The 15,950-nt window shown below is 68.8% G+C and carries 13 protein-coding genes; 7 read left to right on the forward strand and 6 right to left on the reverse strand.

Going from position 1 to position 15,950, the window contains the following annotated elements:
• Positions 1-35: 35 nt before the first annotated feature.
• Complete coding sequence (locus tag DXT68_RS05030) at positions 36-1,493, reverse strand: APC family permease (RefSeq protein ID WP_045252579.1); 1,458 nt, start codon at positions 1,491-1,493, stop codon at positions 36-38.
• Positions 1,494-1,733: 240 nt separating this feature from the next.
• Here DXT68_RS05030 and DXT68_RS05035 point away from each other — a divergent pair, with 240 nt between their 5' ends.
• The 3 genes from DXT68_RS05035 (at position 1,734) to DXT68_RS05045 (ending at position 5,777) form a co-directional block, all read left to right on the forward strand.
• Positions 1,734-2,480, forward strand: a complete 747-nt coding sequence (locus DXT68_RS05035) for an SDR family NAD(P)-dependent oxidoreductase (protein ID WP_045252580.1) — start codon at positions 1,734-1,736, stop codon at positions 2,478-2,480.
• Positions 2,481-2,599: 119 nt separating this feature from the next.
• On the forward strand, positions 2,600-3,415 hold the full coding sequence (locus tag DXT68_RS05040) for an SDR family NAD(P)-dependent oxidoreductase (RefSeq protein WP_045252581.1): 816 nt from the start codon (positions 2,600-2,602) through the stop codon (positions 3,413-3,415).
• Positions 3,416-4,064: 649 nt separating this feature from the next.
• Entirely contained in the window at positions 4,065-5,777 is a 1,713-nt protein-coding gene (locus DXT68_RS05045) for an HNH endonuclease signature motif containing protein (protein ID WP_162829110.1), read from the forward strand.
• A 114-nt stretch (positions 5,778-5,891) separates the two neighbouring features.
• On the opposite strand, the gene DXT68_RS05050 is transcribed toward DXT68_RS05045, so the two are convergent.
• From DXT68_RS05050 to DXT68_RS05060, 3 genes are all read right to left on the reverse strand, one after another.
• The gene (locus tag DXT68_RS05050) at positions 5,892-6,542 is read right to left on the reverse strand and encodes an HAD-IA family hydrolase (protein ID WP_045252503.1); all 651 of its coding nucleotides are present in this window, start codon (positions 6,540-6,542) and stop codon (positions 5,892-5,894) included.
• Positions 6,543-6,620: 78 nt separating this feature from the next.
• Entirely contained in the window at positions 6,621-7,577 is a 957-nt protein-coding gene (locus DXT68_RS05055) for an AraC-like ligand-binding domain-containing protein (protein ID WP_045252504.1), read from the reverse strand.
• A 298-nt stretch (positions 7,578-7,875) separates the two neighbouring features.
• The gene (locus DXT68_RS05060; RefSeq protein WP_244918557.1) at positions 7,876-8,835 is read right to left on the reverse strand and encodes a MurR/RpiR family transcriptional regulator; all 960 of its coding nucleotides are present in this window, start codon (positions 8,833-8,835) and stop codon (positions 7,876-7,878) included.
• Between DXT68_RS05060 and DXT68_RS05065 the strand changes: the two genes are divergently transcribed.
• Both DXT68_RS05065 and murQ read left to right on the forward strand, forming a co-directional pair.
• The gene (locus DXT68_RS05065; RefSeq protein ID WP_052677559.1) at positions 8,834-9,943 is read left to right on the forward strand and encodes an N-acetylglucosamine kinase; all 1,110 of its coding nucleotides are present in this window, start codon (positions 8,834-8,836) and stop codon (positions 9,941-9,943) included. The two genes, DXT68_RS05060 and DXT68_RS05065, sit on opposite strands and share 2 nt — an antisense overlap.
• On the forward strand, positions 9,933-10,868 hold the full coding sequence (gene murQ / locus DXT68_RS05070) for an N-acetylmuramic acid 6-phosphate etherase (protein WP_045252506.1): 936 nt from the start codon (positions 9,933-9,935) through the stop codon (positions 10,866-10,868). Before DXT68_RS05065 ends, murQ begins: the two co-directional genes overlap by 11 nt.
• A 96-nt stretch (positions 10,869-10,964) precedes the next feature.
• On the opposite strand, the gene DXT68_RS05075 is transcribed toward murQ, so the two are convergent.
• Entirely contained in the window at positions 10,965-12,944 is a 1,980-nt protein-coding gene (locus DXT68_RS05075) for a primary-amine oxidase (protein WP_174233192.1), read from the reverse strand.
• Between the two features lie 163 nt (positions 12,945-13,107).
• The gene (locus DXT68_RS05080) at positions 13,108-13,692 is read right to left on the reverse strand and encodes a TetR/AcrR family transcriptional regulator (protein ID WP_045252917.1); all 585 of its coding nucleotides are present in this window, start codon (positions 13,690-13,692) and stop codon (positions 13,108-13,110) included.
• 66 nt (positions 13,693-13,758) lie between these two features.
• On the opposite strand from DXT68_RS05080, the gene DXT68_RS05085 reads away from it, so the two are divergent.
• Both DXT68_RS05085 and DXT68_RS05090 read left to right on the forward strand, forming a co-directional pair.
• Positions 13,759-14,289, forward strand: coding sequence for a hypothetical protein (locus DXT68_RS05085; protein WP_156149242.1), 531 nt, complete (start codon positions 13,759-13,761; stop codon positions 14,287-14,289).
• Positions 14,290-14,465: 176 nt separating this feature from the next.
• The gene (locus tag DXT68_RS05090) at positions 14,466-15,914 is read left to right on the forward strand and encodes a glyceraldehyde-3-phosphate dehydrogenase (protein WP_045252919.1); all 1,449 of its coding nucleotides are present in this window, start codon (positions 14,466-14,468) and stop codon (positions 15,912-15,914) included.
• Positions 15,915-15,950 lie beyond the last annotated feature (36 nt).

The following is a 15,950-nucleotide window of genomic DNA, read 5'->3' on the forward strand; positions in this document are numbered from 1 at the left end:
GAAGGTCGTGGGGGTGGCTGTGGGAGGCGGATGCGTCAGCGGTCGCTGAAGCGCTCGAGGTCCGAGGCGAGTCCCTCGTAGACGGCCGGCTTCGACCGCTTCAGATAGGCGCCGTAGACGATGCCGCCGATCAGCGCGAGCACGAGGAGCAGCGGCATGAGGCGGATCGCGAGCTCGTCCGAGCCCGCGACGATGTTGAAGTTCACGATCGCGAGCACCGAGATCGCGGCGATTCCGAGGAACCCGATCCCGGGGGCGATGAACGTGCTCCACCAGCGGCGGTCGCCCTTGCGTCGGAAGTACACGACGATCGAGATCGCCGCGAGCCCCTGCAGGATCAGCACGCTCAGTGTTCCGAAGCCCAGCATCGCGGGCACCAGGGTGAGGATCGGATCCGCGCCGGCGATCGCGAAGATGATCGCGACGAGCGCGGCGAACGACGCCTGCACGATGCCGGCCAGCTGTGGGGCGCCGTTGGGGCGCGTCCGCGCGAGGGCGCGGGGCAGGATCCGCGAGCGTCCGAGGGAGTAGAGGTAGCGGGTGGCGGAATTGTGGAACGCGAGCATCGCCGCGAACAGGCTGACCAGCAGCAGGACCATCATGACCGTGGTGAGCGGGCCGCCGAGGTACTGCTGCGACAGCATGAAGATCAGGTCGCCGGTGGGCAGGTGTTCCAGCGCGGTGACCTGTGCCTGCGCGACGCCGGTCGCGCTGACCACGGCCCACGTGGTGACGCCCAGGATCACGCCGATCGCGATGATCGACGTGTACGTCGCCCGCGGGATCGTCCGCAGCGGCTGCTTCGCCTCCTCGCTGAACAGTGCCGTCGCCTCGAAACCGAGAAAACCGGTCGCGGCGAGCAGCAGCCCGATCGGCAACGAGCCCGAGAACACGGCCTCGGGGCTGAAGGCCGCGAGGTCGTATCCGGTCTGCACCAGCACCGACACGTCGAAGACGACCAGCATCAGCACCTCGAGCACCAGACAGACCCCCAGGATCTTCGAGCTGAAGTCCACGCCGACCCTCGCCAGCACGAAGCACACGACGATCGACAGCAGACCCCAGACCAGCCAGTTCACGTCGAGGCCCGTGAGATCGCGGATGATGTTCTGCATGAAGAAGCCGCTGGTGCCGATCGTGCCGACGACGAAGAAGTTGTAGCCGAGCGTCGCGATCAGACCGGCGATCAGCCCGCCCGTGCGTCCGAGGCCCTTCACGACGAAGGCGTAGAACCCTCCGGCGTTGACGAGCTGCTTCGACATCTGCGCGTAGCCCACGGCGAACAGCAGCAGGATCACGGCCACGAGGAAGAACGACATCGGAGTGCCGCCGCCGTTGCCGAGCGCGATAGCGAGCGAGGCGACGACCACGATGCCTGTCAACGGAGCGACCGCCGCGAGGACCAGGAAGACGATTCCGGCGACGCCCAGAGCGCCGGGTCGGAGAGAGGTGTGGTGCTGCTGCGTCGTGGACGCAGATGTCGGGTCTGCCACGTCGGCTCCTTTGTTCGATGACGCCCGTGCGGACGGCCTCGACGACGGGGGACGTCGCCGATAGTGCGATTCTGCTCGCGTGATCCTCGCGGCGGTTGACGCTGAGCGAAGGACGATGGTGCCAGCGCGCACAGCGCAGGTCACCGCATTCTCGGAGCGCAGGACCCAGAGCAGGATGACGGTGAAGGCACCGTCGTCCTCGCAGCGCCACCGGCGCAGCGGCGGAGCCACGGAGAGACCATGGATCTGCGGCTGAACGGCACGACCGCTCTGATCACGGGAGCCGCGAGCGGCATCGGGCGCGCGACCGCACTGGCGCTCGCCGCAGAGGGCGTGCGCGTCGCGCTGCTCGATCGCGACGGCGTATCGCTCGCAGAGGTGGCGAGGGGATGCGCTGACGCCGTCGTGCTCGTGGCCGACGTCACCGACGCCGGCCAGGTCGATGCCGCGGTGGAGAAGGCGGTGGATGCGCTCGGCGGACTCGACGCGGTCGTATGCTGCGCGGGCGTCTCCGGCCCCGTGGGGTCGCCCATCGACGAGATCTCGCTGACCGAATGGAATGCCGTGTTCGCGGTCAACGTCACGGGGTCATTCCTCGTGGTGTCGTCGGCGCTTCCTGCGCTGCGCGCCGCCGTCGCCGCATCCGTCGTCCTGGTCTCGAGCGACTCGGCTCTCGTCGCGTCCGCCGGCATGGTGCCGTACTGCGCGTCGAAGGCGGCGCTCGTGCAGTTCGGCCGGGCGCTGTCGGTCGATCTGGCGGGTGACGGCATCCGGGTGAACACCGTCGCGCCGTCGATCGTGGACACACCGATGAGTCGAGGAGATCTGGGAGACGAGGTGTTCGCTGCAGCGTCCTTTCCCGTGCAGACGGCCGACGAGGTGGCCTCGCACGTGGCCTATCTCGTGTCGCCGCGCAGCCGCGCGATCAACGACACGACGGTCGTCAGCGACTTCGGGTACTCAGCCAGGTCGGGCTTTCCGGCCTGACCCGCATCGTCCGGATCAGCGCGTCGCAACAGGCATCGATCCTGTGCGAGCGAAGAAGAGGGAATCGCGCGGGAGCGCACAGGAGTAGACGCGCGGGAGCGCACAGGACAGGAGCAGAAATGGGACGTGCAATCGGATCCTCCGTCGCCGGGCGGGTCGTGGTCATCACGGGAGGCGGCACCGGCATCGGTGCGGCGATCGCTGAGAGATATGCCGCGGAGGGGGCGCACGTCGTCGTCGTGGGGCGGCGCGTCGAACCCCTGCGCGCTGTGGAAGCAGCCGTGGGGGCGCATCCGATCGTCGCGGATGCCGCCGACACGGTCTCGGCTCGAGCCGCCGTCGCCGAGGTGCTCGCCACCTTCGGACGCCTCGACGTCCTCGTCGCCAATGCGGGAGGACACGGGTTCTCGCCCGTCGCCGACACCGATGACGACAGTTGGGAGGCCGCCATCCGCGCCAACCTCACGACCGCGTTCATCATGGCGAGAGAGGCGCTGCCGGCGCTGATCGAAGCGAAGGGACAGATCGTCATCGTCTCGTCGCTGGCGGGGTTGTTCGCGGGTCCGTCGGTCGCCGGCTACACGGTCGGGAAACATGCGCTCATCGGTCTGACTCGAACCCTGGCCCGCGACTACGGGCGCCAGGGGGTGCGGGTGAACGCGATCTGCCCCGGGTGGGTGCAGACGCCGATGGCCGACGACGAGATGGACGAGTTCGCCACCCATGCCGGGCTCGCATCGCGCGAAGAGGCGTATGCCGCAGTGACGGCCGACGTGCCGCTGCGTCGACCGGCGCAGCCTGCGGAAATCGCCTCGGTGGTGCGCTTTCTCGGATCGGGGGAGTCGTCGTACGTCACGGGCGCGGTGATCGTGGCCGACGGCGGATCTCACGTCGTGGACGTGCCCACGATCGCCTTCGATCATGCGGGTATGTAAGGGGTGCGGGTGTGTAGGGGGTGCGGGTCAGGGTAGGCGGGCCTGTCGGGCACGGGGCTGCGCGGATCGCGCTGTCATGCAGACCGGGCGGGTATGAAGGGGGCTCGCTCTGTTCTCCGGTTCGGACGTCTACGCGGGCGTTGCGTTGGATGTTCTGGGCTCGCGGACTTTCGGGGTACGCGACTGTCGGGCTGCTCGCTGCTCTGGGTCTCGGGGTTCCGAGGGTTCGCCGGGTTCTCGGGGTACGCGACTGTCGGGCTGCTCGCTGCTCGCTGCTCTGGGGCTCGGGGTTCCGAGGGTTCGCCGCGTTCTCGGGGTTCGCCGGGTGGTCGGGGCCTTTCGCCGCTCGTCGGGTGTTGCTCGTCACTCGTCTCGTCTTCCCTCGTCCCTTCTCGTCCCTTCCCGTCTCTTCCCGTCTCTTCCCGTCTCTTCCCGTCTCTTCCCGTCTCTTCCCGTCTCTTCCCGTCTCTTCCCGTCTCTTCCCGTCCCTTCCCGTCCCTTCCTCTTGGGGCCGGCCATCGCTTCGCGCGTACTACCCGAGAGCGCTCTCTTCGTGTCATTCCGGGAGATTGGAATGCGCTTCTGGTCTGGGGTATTTGTGGGTGGTTCGGGGTCTTGAATGTCGGTGGGTGCGGGTTGGCTTGTGGGTATGGGCAGCACGACGGAGCTTTTGGATCGGGTCATCGCCGACCTTGACACGGTGTTGTCTGAGGGTGTGCTGGCGGGGTTGGGTGATGCGGATCGGATCCGGGTGTTGTTGGGGGCGGGGGCGGTGTTCCGGCGTGCGGAGGCGGTGATCGTGGAGGCTGTCGCGTCTGATGACGGGGGTGAGTTCGCGCATGCGGTGGGGTGTCGGGGTGTGCATGAGGTGGTGCAGCGGGCGGTGCGGGTGGATGTGCGGGGTGCGGGTCGGGTCGACAGGGTCGTCGATCTGGTGCGGCGTCCGCTGAGTCTGTCGGGGGAGCGGATGCCGGCGCGGTGGTCGGAGCTGCGGGTGGCGTTGCTGGATGGTGTGGTGGGGGTGTCGGGGTTTCTCGCGGCGACGGGCCCGATCGAGAAGGTGTGGGATCGGTTGAGCGTGGATCAGCGGTTGGCGGCGGATGTCGCGTTGGCCGGGTGTGCCCGCGGGCACGGTGTCGTGGTCGACGGTGACGGTGACGGTGACGGTGTCTCTGATGTCGATCCAGACCTCGACCCGGAGGATGTGGCGGGTCCGGCGCCGACGGTGCAGGATCTGGCGATGCTCGCGGAGGATCTCGCGTCGATGTTCGACCCTGATGGGGAGGAACCGAAGGATGAGGGGGCGTGTCGCCGGCGGGGTGTGACGATCGGCCGGTTGACCGACGGGGTGCATGCGATCCGCGGGTTTCTGACCCCGGATGTCGCCGGACAGTTCCAGGCGATCATGGACGCGATCCTCAACCCCAAAGGCGACGGCCCACCCATGCCCGGCGTGCACTTCACCCCGAGTGACGGAGTGGGCGCGGACACAGGTCGTGATATCGATGTCTACGGCGATTCCGCCGTCGGCACTGGCGTGGGCGGTGTGGGTGCCGATGCCGATGCCGATGCCGATTCCGATGTCGAGGGTGAGGATCCGTTCAACTCGGACCCGCGGTGTGTGCTCGATGGCCGCACTTCGGCGCAGAAGCGTCATGATGCTCTCGCGATGGTTCTCACGATCGCGGCCCGCCACAACGACATGCCCTCCCTCGGAGGTGCGGCACCGGTCCTCGTCGTGACCGTCGACGCCGCAGACCTCGCCGCCCACACCACCGCCCACCTCGACACCACAGGTCTGGCCGCTGACGGCAGTCACGTCGCCGGAGCCGCCTTCGGCAACACCGCGCAGGGATCTTCTTTCGGCAACACCGCCCAGACAGCCGGCGGGAACGACGGGAACGGGGGGTGGGCGACGATCACCGGTTCCGGTGCCCACGTGCCCGTCTCCGTCGCCGCGCAGATCGGCTGCTCGGGGACGATACAGCGGGTGGAGTTCGATGCGGGGCGGATCATCGCGATCACGACCACCGATCGGGTCTTCACCGTGCATCAACGCCGGGCGATCATCGCCCGTGACAGGGAATGTCTGATCCCGGGATGTCACGTGTCCGCGTCATGGTGTGAGATCCATCACGTCACCGAGCATGCGAAGGGTGGTCCGACGCATACGGATAACGGTGTGCCGTTGTGCTGGTGGCATCACCGGTCCCTGGGGAAGTCCGGGTGGGAGATCCGCATGAACGACGGCATCCCGCAGGTGCGGGGGCCGGCATGGTGGGACCCCGACCAACGATGGCGAACCCCGAGACTCAGCGCCGCCAGACGAAGAATCCCCTCGCGGCTCGCCCGCACGGGATGACAGAGGCGAGCGTCACCGACGTGACTCCGTCACCGTATCGCCAGAGTGACGGTCACCGTATCGCCCGAGCGACAGTCACCGCATCACCGCATCACCCGTGCGACGGTCGCCGCATCATCGGACGGTGAGCTCGAACCCGTCGGCCGTCGGCACGACGGCCACCTGGGTGAGGTCATCGACATGGAAGGTCGGTTCGTGCGAGGTGGCGTGCGAGCCGACCCCGATCACGCGCATGCCCGCGGCGTGAGCGGCCTGAATGCCCGCACCCGAATCCTCGAACACCACGCAGTCGGCCGGGTCGACACCGAGCAGCTTCGCGCCCAGCAGAAAGCCCTCGGGATCCGGCTTCGACGCCGACACGTTCTCCGCGGTCACGGTCAGCGAGGGGACACTGAGACCCGCCTGCCCCATGCGCGCATTCATCAGTGTGAGATCGGCCGAGGTCACGATCGCATGCGGGTAGGGAAGCAGCGCCGCAAGGAGCGCATCCGCGCCCTCGATCGCGACGACCCCGTCGACGTCCTCGCTCTCGTTCGCCAGCATCACGGCGTTCTCCCGGATGTTGATCTCGTGATCCCGCTCCGGCAGCATGATCGCCATGCTCTGATGGCCCTGACGCCCATGAATGACACTCAGTACGGTCGCCGGGTCGATCCCGTGGGGCGCGGCCCACGCCAGCCACAGGCGTTCCACGACGGCCGTCGAATCGACGAGAGTGCCATCCATGTCGAGCAGGACGGCGCGGGCGCTGATGGTCTCGGTCATCTTCCCAGGCTACTGCCGACGAATCCCGCACTACTCGGCGACGGCATCGCGCGCGATGATGGCGGCGCCGCGACGGGATCAGTGCGCGGCGCGGTATTCGCTGGGGGAGATGCCGAAGGCGGTCTTGAATGCGCGGCTGAAATGCGCGGCATCCACGAAACCCCACCGCGCGGCGACGGCCGCGACCGGACGGTCGGCGAGCATCGGGTCGAGCAGGTCGCGTCGGCACTGCTCAAGGCGCCGGGTGCGGATCCACGTCGACACCGTGACGCCCTGCTCCTGGAAGAGTCCGTGCAGGTGTCTGGTCGAGATGAAGTGCGCCGCCGCGATCGAGGCGGGGCCGAGGTCGGTGGAGGCGAGGTTGCGGTCGATGTACGAGCGGATGCGCTGCACCAGAGCGCGGTGCGGATCAGCCGACACCCCATCGAGTCCGAGCTCACGCGTGAAGACCGTCGTGACGAGGTCGAGGGCGCTGTGCGCGAGGCGCGCTCCCGTGGTTCCGGCGAGTTGGTCGAGGTTGCCGGCGAGCTGAGTCAGGTAGGGGACGACCATTCCGCCGAGTCCGCCCTGTCCCGAGATCCGCACGGCCGTGAGCTGACCGACCATGTCGGCCGGGAGGCTGATGAGGTGTTTCGGGAACATCACCACCATGGTGCGGAAGTCGTCGTCGAACACCAGGGAATACGGGCGATCGGTGTCGTACACGGCCAGGTCGCCCGGGTGCAGCACGGCTTCGCGATCGTCCTGGATCAGCATCCCGGTTCCGGCGAGCATCAGGCTGAGCTTGAAGTACGACCGGTCGCTGCGAGCGATGAGCTCCGGCGTGCGCTCGACGACGTGCGATGTCGCACGCACCTCGTTCACGTGCACCTCATCGACCGACGCGCCGCGGATCACACCTCGGAATTGATCGGCACCCGACGTCGACACCTGCAGCGGAACGAACGACTCGGAGACGGCCGCTCTGAACTCGCTGATGTTGCGCGCGATGAGCGTGGATACCGACTCGGCGGGGGCTGCGGGCACACCGTTCATGACTGACTACCTCGGGTGGTGGAACGACGACGTTGTATACGATCCGTGTCGTGATGCTACCACCGGCTCGTTCAGAACCGCGAGGCTTCTCAGATGTCGAGGGAATCGCAACGCAGCGCCGGTACGAGGCTCGGCGCAGCGCCCGGGGGATGATGGGGCGCAGCCGCGGGGAATGATGCGGCGCAGCCCCGGGGAATGATGGGGCGCAGCCCCGGGGAATGGTGCGGCGCAGCCCCGGGGAATGGTGCGGCGCAGCCGCGGGGAACGGTGCGGCGCAGCGCCCGGGGAATGGTGCGACTCAGCGCAGTGTCCGTGTGGCGTCGGCCGTGCGCTGCAGGGCGTGCACCGAGTGGGCATGGCGTTTCTGCGCCACCCCCACGAAGAGGCAGTCGACCAGGGCCAGCTGCGCGATCCTGCTGACCATGGCCCCGGCGCGCAGGCGGGGTTCGCGCGCATGGCTGAGCAGCGCATGATCGGCCTCCGCGGCCATGGGCGAGCCGGATGTGCCGGTGACGCCGATCGTGGTGCTCGCCGCCGACCGGGCGGTCTGCAGGAACAGCAGCGTCTCGCGGGTCGTGCCGGAGTGGGAGAACCCGATCGCCACGGTCTTCTTGGCGCCGAGCGCAGCTGCGGCGCTCGCCTCATGCGCGTCGGTGAGCACGATCGCCGCATGGCCGATGCGCAGGAGCTTGTGGCCGAGATCGGCTGCGACGAGACCACTCGCGCCGATGCCGAACAGCAGGATGCGGTCGGCGTCGTCGACCGCATCCACGGCGGCGGCGAGCACGTCGTAGTCGACACCCGCGATCGTCTCCTCAATCGCGAGCAGCTCGAGCGCCGCCACCTTCGCGGTCGCCTCTCGGAGGGAGTCTGCGGCCGAGATCTCGGCGCCGAACCCGGCGGACGCGGGGAAGTGCGCGGACTCCCGCCCGAGCTCGGTGGCGAGGGCCATTCGCAGCGCCGCATATCCGTTCACACCGATCGCCCGGCAGAAGCGCACCACCGAGGCGACCGAGGTGGCGCAGGTCGCGGCGATCTCGGTGATGGTGCTGTCGACGACGATCGTCGGATCGTCGGCGATGGTGCGGGCGATGCGCGCGAGCGACGGCGGGAGCGTCTCGGCCGCTGTCGCGATCGTCGTCTGGATGCTCATCGCTCTCCTGCGTCCTGGCGTGTCGGGGAAGGGGGGTCGGGCGATGCCCGAGGTGACTTTGAATAATTGTTTCACGTCGGTGTCCGATGCGTAGACTATTTCCATGCATTCCCCCTCCGCCGTCGTGGCCGTCGACCTCGGCAAGTCGCGGTGCCGCGTGGTCGTCTCGGAGTCGGATGCCGGCGTCGGCCGGCGACCCGCCCGACGCCCTCTCCATGAAGGAGCCGGTGCGCCCGGACTGGCCGCGGCCGGTGGCGTCGCCGCTGCGCTCGAATCGATCCTCCCGCTGAGGGCTCGTCTCGACGTGCCGATCTCATCGATCTCCGTCGGCGCTGCCGGAGCGTGGACCGCGCCGACCGCGGCATCCGAACTCGCTCGGCGGCTCGCCGACACCTTCGGCGTCCCCGCCGCCGTGACCTCCGACGTCGTGTCGGCGCATGCAGGTGCCCTCGACGGCGACGCCGGAGTGCTCCTGATCGCGGGCACCGGCGCGGCCGCCTTGGGAATCGACGGCGATCGGATTGACGGCGATGGGATCGACGGCCGTGGGATCGACGGCAGCGGACCGAACGGCGCTCGCGCCACCCTCGTTGACGGCTGGGGTCCTGAGCTCGGAGACTTCGGCAGCGGGTCGTGGCTCGGACGCGAGGCCCTGCGTGCGGTGCTGCGAGCATCCGTCGGCCTCGGGCCGAGCACCCGACTCACGGATGCCGTGGCGATGTCGATAGGCGTGCCGTCCGCGATTCACCCCTGGCTGGCGGGCGACGGTCCGCTGCCGCGACGTCTCGCGACGCTGGCGCCGCTCGTGCTCGACGCCGCGGAGTCCGGTGACGGAGTCGCCGCCGCCATCGCCGCCGAGAGCATCCGTCTCCTCGCCGCGTCGGCTCACGCCGCGTCGAAGACCGCCGCGTCGGCTCACGCCGCGTCGATGACCGACGCGACGGCTCACGCCGCGTCGATGACCGCAGCGACGGCTCACGCCGCGTCATCGAACGGTGCCGCATCGAACGGTGCGTCAGCATCGAGCGTCGACACGGTGGCTCTGCACGGCGGCCTCACCGAGCACGTCTGGTTCCGCGCACGCATCGAAGAGTCCCTGCGCGCTGCCGGGCATGCGGTGGTCGCCTCTGCCGGCGACGCTCTCGACGGTGCTCTGCTGCTTGCAGAGAGCGCCGATCTTCCCCATGAAAGGTTCGTGCATCGTGCCGAATGAACACGCCAGGTTGACCACGCTCCTCGACGTCCTGTCGACACTCGGAACCGAAGCTTCGACGACCGAGCGGGGCGATCTCGACCTGCTCGACACGATCGAACTCGTGGATCGGATGAACGCCGAGGATCGTCGTGTCCCTGACGCGGTCGCCGAACGCCGCGGCGAGATCGCGGCCGCCGTCGACGGCATCACCGCGCGATTCCGTGAGGGCGGACGCCTGATCTACATCGGCGCGGGCACGGCCGGTCGTATCGGCGTGCTCGACGCGAGCGAATGCCCTCCCACCTTCGGCACCGACCCGTCGATGGTGGTCGGGCTGATCGCCGGTGGAGAGACGGCGATCCGGTCTGCGGTCGAGAACGCCGAGGACGACGCCGAGGCCGCCGGCCTGTCGCTGCGCGAGCTCGGACTGACCGAGAGGGACACCGTGGTCGGGATCTCCGCGTCGGGCCGCACGCCCTACGTGGTGGGCGGCCTGGAGTTCGCGCGGGGAGTCGGAGCGCTCTCCGTCGCGATCGCGTCGAATGCGGCATCCGACATCGGCGCTGTGGCGGACATCGCGATCGAGGTTGTCACGGGGCCGGAGTTCGTCTCGGGATCGACGCGCCTGAAGTCGGGCACCGCGCAGAAGCTCGTCGTGAACATGCTCACCACGCTGTCGATGATCAAGCTGGGCAAGACGCATCGCGGGGTGATGGTCGACCTTCTCGCAACGAATGAGAAGCTGCACGCACGATCGATCCGCACGGTCACCGAGCTCACGGGCGCCACCGTCGACGAGGCCGCCGCAGCCCTGGCCTCGGCGGACGGCTCGGTGAAGCTCGCGATCCTGATGCTCTCGACCGGAGCGTCGGCGGACCGCTCGGCACGGGCGCTCCACGCCGCAGACGGCGTGCTGCGCGTCGCGATCGCCGAGCTCTCCTGAGAGAGGCTTTCGACGCGCGCTGACCCGTGCCGACGCGCGGTGATCGCGTGCTCCCGGCATCCCAGGGGAGAGCGATGTCGTGACCCGAGGTCGGGGTCAGTGACCGCAGGTGCAGGACTCGCCGCCACCGCAGCATCCGGCCTGCGGCGAGCCGTGCGTCTGAGATGACAGGGGCACGTCCATCGCAGGGTTCTGATCGAGGAAGCCGTTCGGCTTGAACCAGAATCCGGCGTAGTCGACGGGCATGATGGGCCAGTCCTCGGGGCGAGGGAAGTGGGTGAGGCCGAATGTGTGCCACAGCACGATGTCCTCGCCGTCGAGCGAACGGTCCCCGGCCGAGTACTCGGGCAGGCCGGATCCGCCCTGGTGTGCGTTGGGATATCTTCCCGCCGGCCAGTTCTGGCCCTGCTCGTGCCGTGTCGCCCACAGATGCTTGGTCGCGAACGTCGCGCGGGCGGTGACGGACGACGCGGGATCTGCCATGAGCAGGGCAGTCGGCTCGGGGATCAGGTGGTACGCGGTGGGGCGTCCGACGCCGTTCGTGCGCGTCGTGCTCTGCACCTCCCAGGCGCGGGCGACCGAGGTGTCCGCCTCGCGCTGCGCCTCGAGCTCGGTGCGCAGCTGCGTCTCTGACCAGGTGAAGGCGTTGCCGAACGGGTTGTCCGGGCCCATGGGGACGCGCTGCGCATCGATCTCGAAGAGGCGGTTCTCCTCGCCGTCGATCGCGACATCGAGTCGCGCGCAGAACAGATGCTGATGCACCGGCGCGAACACGCCCGGCGCGAGCTCGGTCGCGTGCTTCTGGCGGACGCCGGGTTCTCCGGCGCCGACGAACACGATGCCGGTCGCCTTGGCCACCACCTCGATCGAGCCGTCGAGCGCGAAGTTCCAGTAGAAGCCGTAGTCGTAATTGCCGATGGTCGAGAAGTACGAGATCACGAAGCGCCGCGAGCGCCGCACGTCCGAGCGCCCCGCGAGATCGGTGTGCTTCCAGAGGATGCCGTAGTCCTCCTCGTGCATGCACACCACGTTCGGGATGCGCACGGGGTTGCCGTGGTCATCGGCGACGTAGCCGTCGAGATAGCGGATCACGCCCAGGCAGTCGCACCCGAGCTCCAGGTGGTTCGCGTTCTTGCCGAGCAGGTACTCGCCGGCGTCGAAGTAGCTGATCCAGAACCGGCCGGGCGCGGTGTCGCCGTAGGGCACGACCATCTCGGGCACGCTGGCTCGGCTCAGCACCGACCGGCCGTCGAACGCGACGTCGTGCAGCACGAGCCCCTCACGAGCGTTGAAGCTCACCCGCATCGACCAGTTCTCCCACTCGACGAGCGAGCCGGTGACCGAGAAGCTCGGACCCTCGGGTTGGGTGATCTCGATCGGCTTCAGGGTCGTCCGCGCCGCACCCTGCACCTCTGCGTAGTAGTTGCCGTGGCCTGCGGGCACCGGCACATCGCCCTCGTCGTCGATGCGGATCACGCGTCCCTCGGTCAGGTCGATGTGCACGACGAGGCCCTCGACCGGATGTGCCCAGGGCGAGTCATTCTCGTCGTACTTCAGAAAGGTGAGCGAGCGGATGACACGACGCCCCACCTCGTCCGCACGTCCCGTGTATCCGGGGGCGAGGGGACCGCAGAATGCGAGGTCCCGGTGCTCGGCAAGGCCCCGGCGCGTCATCGCCGCCTGCCATTCGGGGGAGGCCTTGACGATCTCCTCCGCGCGGGCGTACTCCTCGAAGAGGTACTGCGGTTGTCCGTACGGCGGTGCGTCGTTCGGCACCCGCTCGGTGCGCAGCACCTCGCCGCGGGTGACCGAGACGATGACCTCGGTCGCGGCGCCGGTCGCCGTGTCGAGCAGCGTCACGTCGATGCGTCGGTCGATCGGTGCGCCGGGTTCCCACGTGGCGAGTTCCTGCTTGGTGGGTTCGTCGGGCAGGAGCATCGGCACGCGTACGGTCTCGCCGAGCAGGCCGGCGGATTCGAGCACGGCCCTGGCTGCGGCGATCTCCTCGCCGGTGAGCGGGTCGAGCGGGTGCGGGGTGGGGATCCGGTCGATCGTGACGGGGTGGGGGTGGGACATCGGCGTACCTCACTATTTCGAGCAGTTGCTCAATAAACGGATGCGGCTGATGCTACGCCGATGTCCTCGACGCGCACAAGAGCGCCGGGGAGAGGACGCCGGCGCCGGATGCGTCGCCGTCCGTGCGGGCGCACGCGGGAACTGCGCGGTTCTGCGCGAGCGTTCAGGCTCGCCAGGGCTCGAGGATGCTCTCGAGCACCGCGAGATGCGCATCCGCGCCGTGCGGCTCGGTGACCTCGATCACCTGCTGTCCGTAGGTGATCGACCGCAGCAGGGACATCAGTGCGCGCTTCGGGGTCGCCGGCGACAGCTCGCCGTCGGCGACCGCTTCGTCGAGGGAATCGCTGATGACGTCCTGCCAGGTCGCGAAGGTCGGCGAGCCCGCATCCGGACTGGAGGCGAGCGCTGTGAGGCGGCCCCAGAAGCCGACCACCACGTAGGCCTCGGTGCGGGTCCCGTCGTCGACGGGAAGGACTTCGCGCATGAGCGCGTCGAGTCTGGCCAGGCCGCGCAGCCCCGCGGTCGCCGACCGGATCCGCTCGTCGGTGCGGCGGGTGATCTCGGTCGCGGCGGCGCGCACGACATCGTCGAACCCGTCGAAGTAGTGCCAGAGCGACCCCGTCGCCACGCCGAGCTCCTTGGCCACCGCTCGCGACGACACGGCCTCGTGTCCGTCGCGTGCCGCCACGGTGAGAAGCGCCTCGGCGATCTGCCGTCGGCGCTGATCGTGGTCTACGACACGGGGCACTCGCCCATCCTGCCTCATCGCGGGGAGTCTAGCTATTTTGAGCAACTGATCAATATAATCCGAACCGTGGATCCCCTCCTCCCCGCAGCATCGTGGCTGATGGCGCTCTCCGCCGTCGTGTCGGCAACGGCATGCCTCGGCATGTGGCGGTCCGTGCCGTGGCAGGGGCGGCAGAGCGCCCTGGTCATGGCGGCGGCGATGATCACGGTCGCGGCCGGCGGCGGCGGCGACACGATGATCGGTCTCGTGCTCGGGGTCGTCCTTCTGGCGTCCGCGATGCTCGGCACCGCCGGTGTGCGCGGAACGCCCGGGGCCAACGCATGCTGCCACCGCGCTCTGGTGTCGCTCGTGATGGCGATCTGCTCGTTCGAGAGCCTGTCGACGGGAGCACGGGCGGTCGAGGCGGGCGGCCACGGCGGGCACGGGTTCGACGGGGTGCTGTCCGTGCTCGTCGTAGCCGGGGTCGTCGCGGTCGTGCTGTGGACGGTCGTCTCCGAGTGGGTGCTCGCCCCCGTGCATCAGGGGCGCACCGGGCGCCTGCTCGCCGTCGAGTCCTGGGCGATGGCGACCGGAGTCGCCGTCATGTGCGTGGCGTGACGAGCACGGTGACGGGATCGAGATGGGCACTACGTCGACGCCGCCCTATTCCAGAACGCGACACGGCGATTTCGGAACCCTCGCCCATGACGCGTACCCTGGACGCATCCCCCGAAGTTCACCCGGCAATCTCGCGCGCCGGCAACCTCGGCGCGCTCACACATGCAAGGACGCAGATGAACGCACCTGCCGCACCCCATGACGACTGGACGGCGCGAGAGGAGCTCGCCGAGCGGATGATCCCGCTCATCGGCGCGCTCAAGCGCGAACGCGACGTCGTCACCTCGCTGCACGGACACCGCCTGCTCGGGCTCTCCGCGACGGGAATCGTCGAGATGCATGATCGGGTCGCCCAGCTCGGACACCGACAGCTCGCGGTCGATGACACCCTCACCGTGCTCGATGCCGTGCACGAGCTCGCACCGGGCGCATCCTCGCTCGACCTCGCGCGTCTGGTGGAGGGTCATGCCGAGAGCGGCCTGCCGCTCGACGTGTACGTGGCCGAGGTGCTCGCGCCCGCGGTCGGTGCCGTCGCCGCCGCACCCACCGATGTCGTGCTCTACGGTTTCGGCCGCATCGGCCGTCTGCTCGCTCGCATCCTCATCGCCCACACCGGCGGGGGCAGCGGTCTGCGCCTGCGCGCGATCGTGGTGCGACGCGGAGCCGAGAACGACCTCGTGAAGCGCGCCTCGCTGCTGCTGCGCGACTCGGTGCACGGGCGGTTCGCGGGCTCCGTCACGGTCGACGAGGATGCCGAGCAGATCATCGCGAACGGCACCCGCATCCAGGTCGTCTACTCCGACGACCCCGCCACGATCGACTACACCGCCTACGGCATCCATGACGCGATCGTCGTCGACAACACCGGACGCTGGCGCGACGAGGCGGGGCTCAGCCGCCATCTGGAGTCGAAGGGCGTCGCGCGCGTGCTGCTGACCGCGCCGGGCAAGGGTGCGCTGAAGAACATCGTGCACGGCATCAACGACGACACCATCGACCCCGACGACCGCATCATCACCGCCGCGTCGTGCACCACGAATGCGATCACGCCCGTGCTCAAGGCCATCGACGAGGCGTACGGGATCGTCCGCGGTCATGTCGAGACGGTGCACTCGTTCACGAACGACCAGAATCTGATCGACAACTTCCACAGCGGAGACCGCCGGGGTCGCTCCGCGGTGCTGAACATGGTCATCACCGAGACGGGAGCAGCCAAGGCCGTCGCCCGGGCGCTCCCCGAGCTCGAGGGAAAGCTGACGGGCTCTGCGATCCGGGTGCCCACGCCCGATGTCTCGCTGGCCGTGCTGCACCTGAGCCTCAAGCGGCCCGCGGTCAGAGACGAGCTCAACGACTACCTGCGTCGCGTCTCACTGCACTCGAAGCTGCGCCAGCAGATCGACTACGTCGAGAGCCCCGAGGTCGTCTCCACCGATTTCGTCGGATCGCACCGCGCCGGCATCGTCGACGGCCTCGCGACCATCGCGACCGACACGGACGTCGTGCTCTACGTCTGGTACGACAACGAGTACGGATACTCCTGCCAGGTCATCCGCGTGCTAGAGGTCATGGCCGGCTCGCATCCGATCGTGCTTCCGCAGCGGCGGGAGGTCACGCTGCACGGCTGAACGACCACCGATCGCGTCGGGTGTCGCCGGCCACGG

This window comes from Microbacterium foliorum (assembly GCF_003367705.1).
In the GTDB taxonomy this organism is placed as follows: domain Bacteria; phylum Actinomycetota; class Actinomycetes; order Actinomycetales; family Microbacteriaceae; genus Microbacterium; species Microbacterium foliorum.

Coding starts and splice junctions, on each gene's coding strand:
- DXT68_RS05035 (WP_045252580.1), top strand. CDS start 1,734: ATGGATCTGCGGCTGAACGGCACGACCGCTCTGATCACGGGAGCCGCG.
- DXT68_RS05040 (WP_045252581.1), top strand. CDS start 2,600: ATGGGACGTGCAATCGGATCCTCCGTCGCCGGGCGGGTCGTGGTCATC.
- DXT68_RS05045 (WP_162829110.1), top strand. CDS start 4,065: ATGGGCAGCACGACGGAGCTTTTGGATCGGGTCATCGCCGACCTTGAC.
- DXT68_RS05050 (WP_045252503.1), bottom strand. CDS start 6,542: ATGACCGAGACCATCAGCGCCCGCGCCGTCCTGCTCGACATGGATGGC.
- DXT68_RS05055 (WP_045252504.1), bottom strand. CDS start 7,577: ATGAACGGTGTGCCCGCAGCCCCCGCCGAGTCGGTATCCACGCTCATC.
- DXT68_RS05065 (WP_052677559.1), top strand. CDS start 8,834: ATGCATTCCCCCTCCGCCGTCGTGGCCGTCGACCTCGGCAAGTCGCGG.
- DXT68_RS05060 (WP_244918557.1), bottom strand. CDS start 8,835: ATGGAAATAGTCTACGCATCGGACACCGACGTGAAACAATTATTCAAA.
- DXT68_RS05075 (WP_174233192.1), bottom strand. CDS start 12,944: ATGTCCCACCCCCACCCCGTCACGATCGACCGGATCCCCACCCCGCAC.
- DXT68_RS05090 (WP_045252919.1), top strand. CDS start 14,466: ATGAACGCACCTGCCGCACCCCATGACGACTGGACGGCGCGAGAGGAG.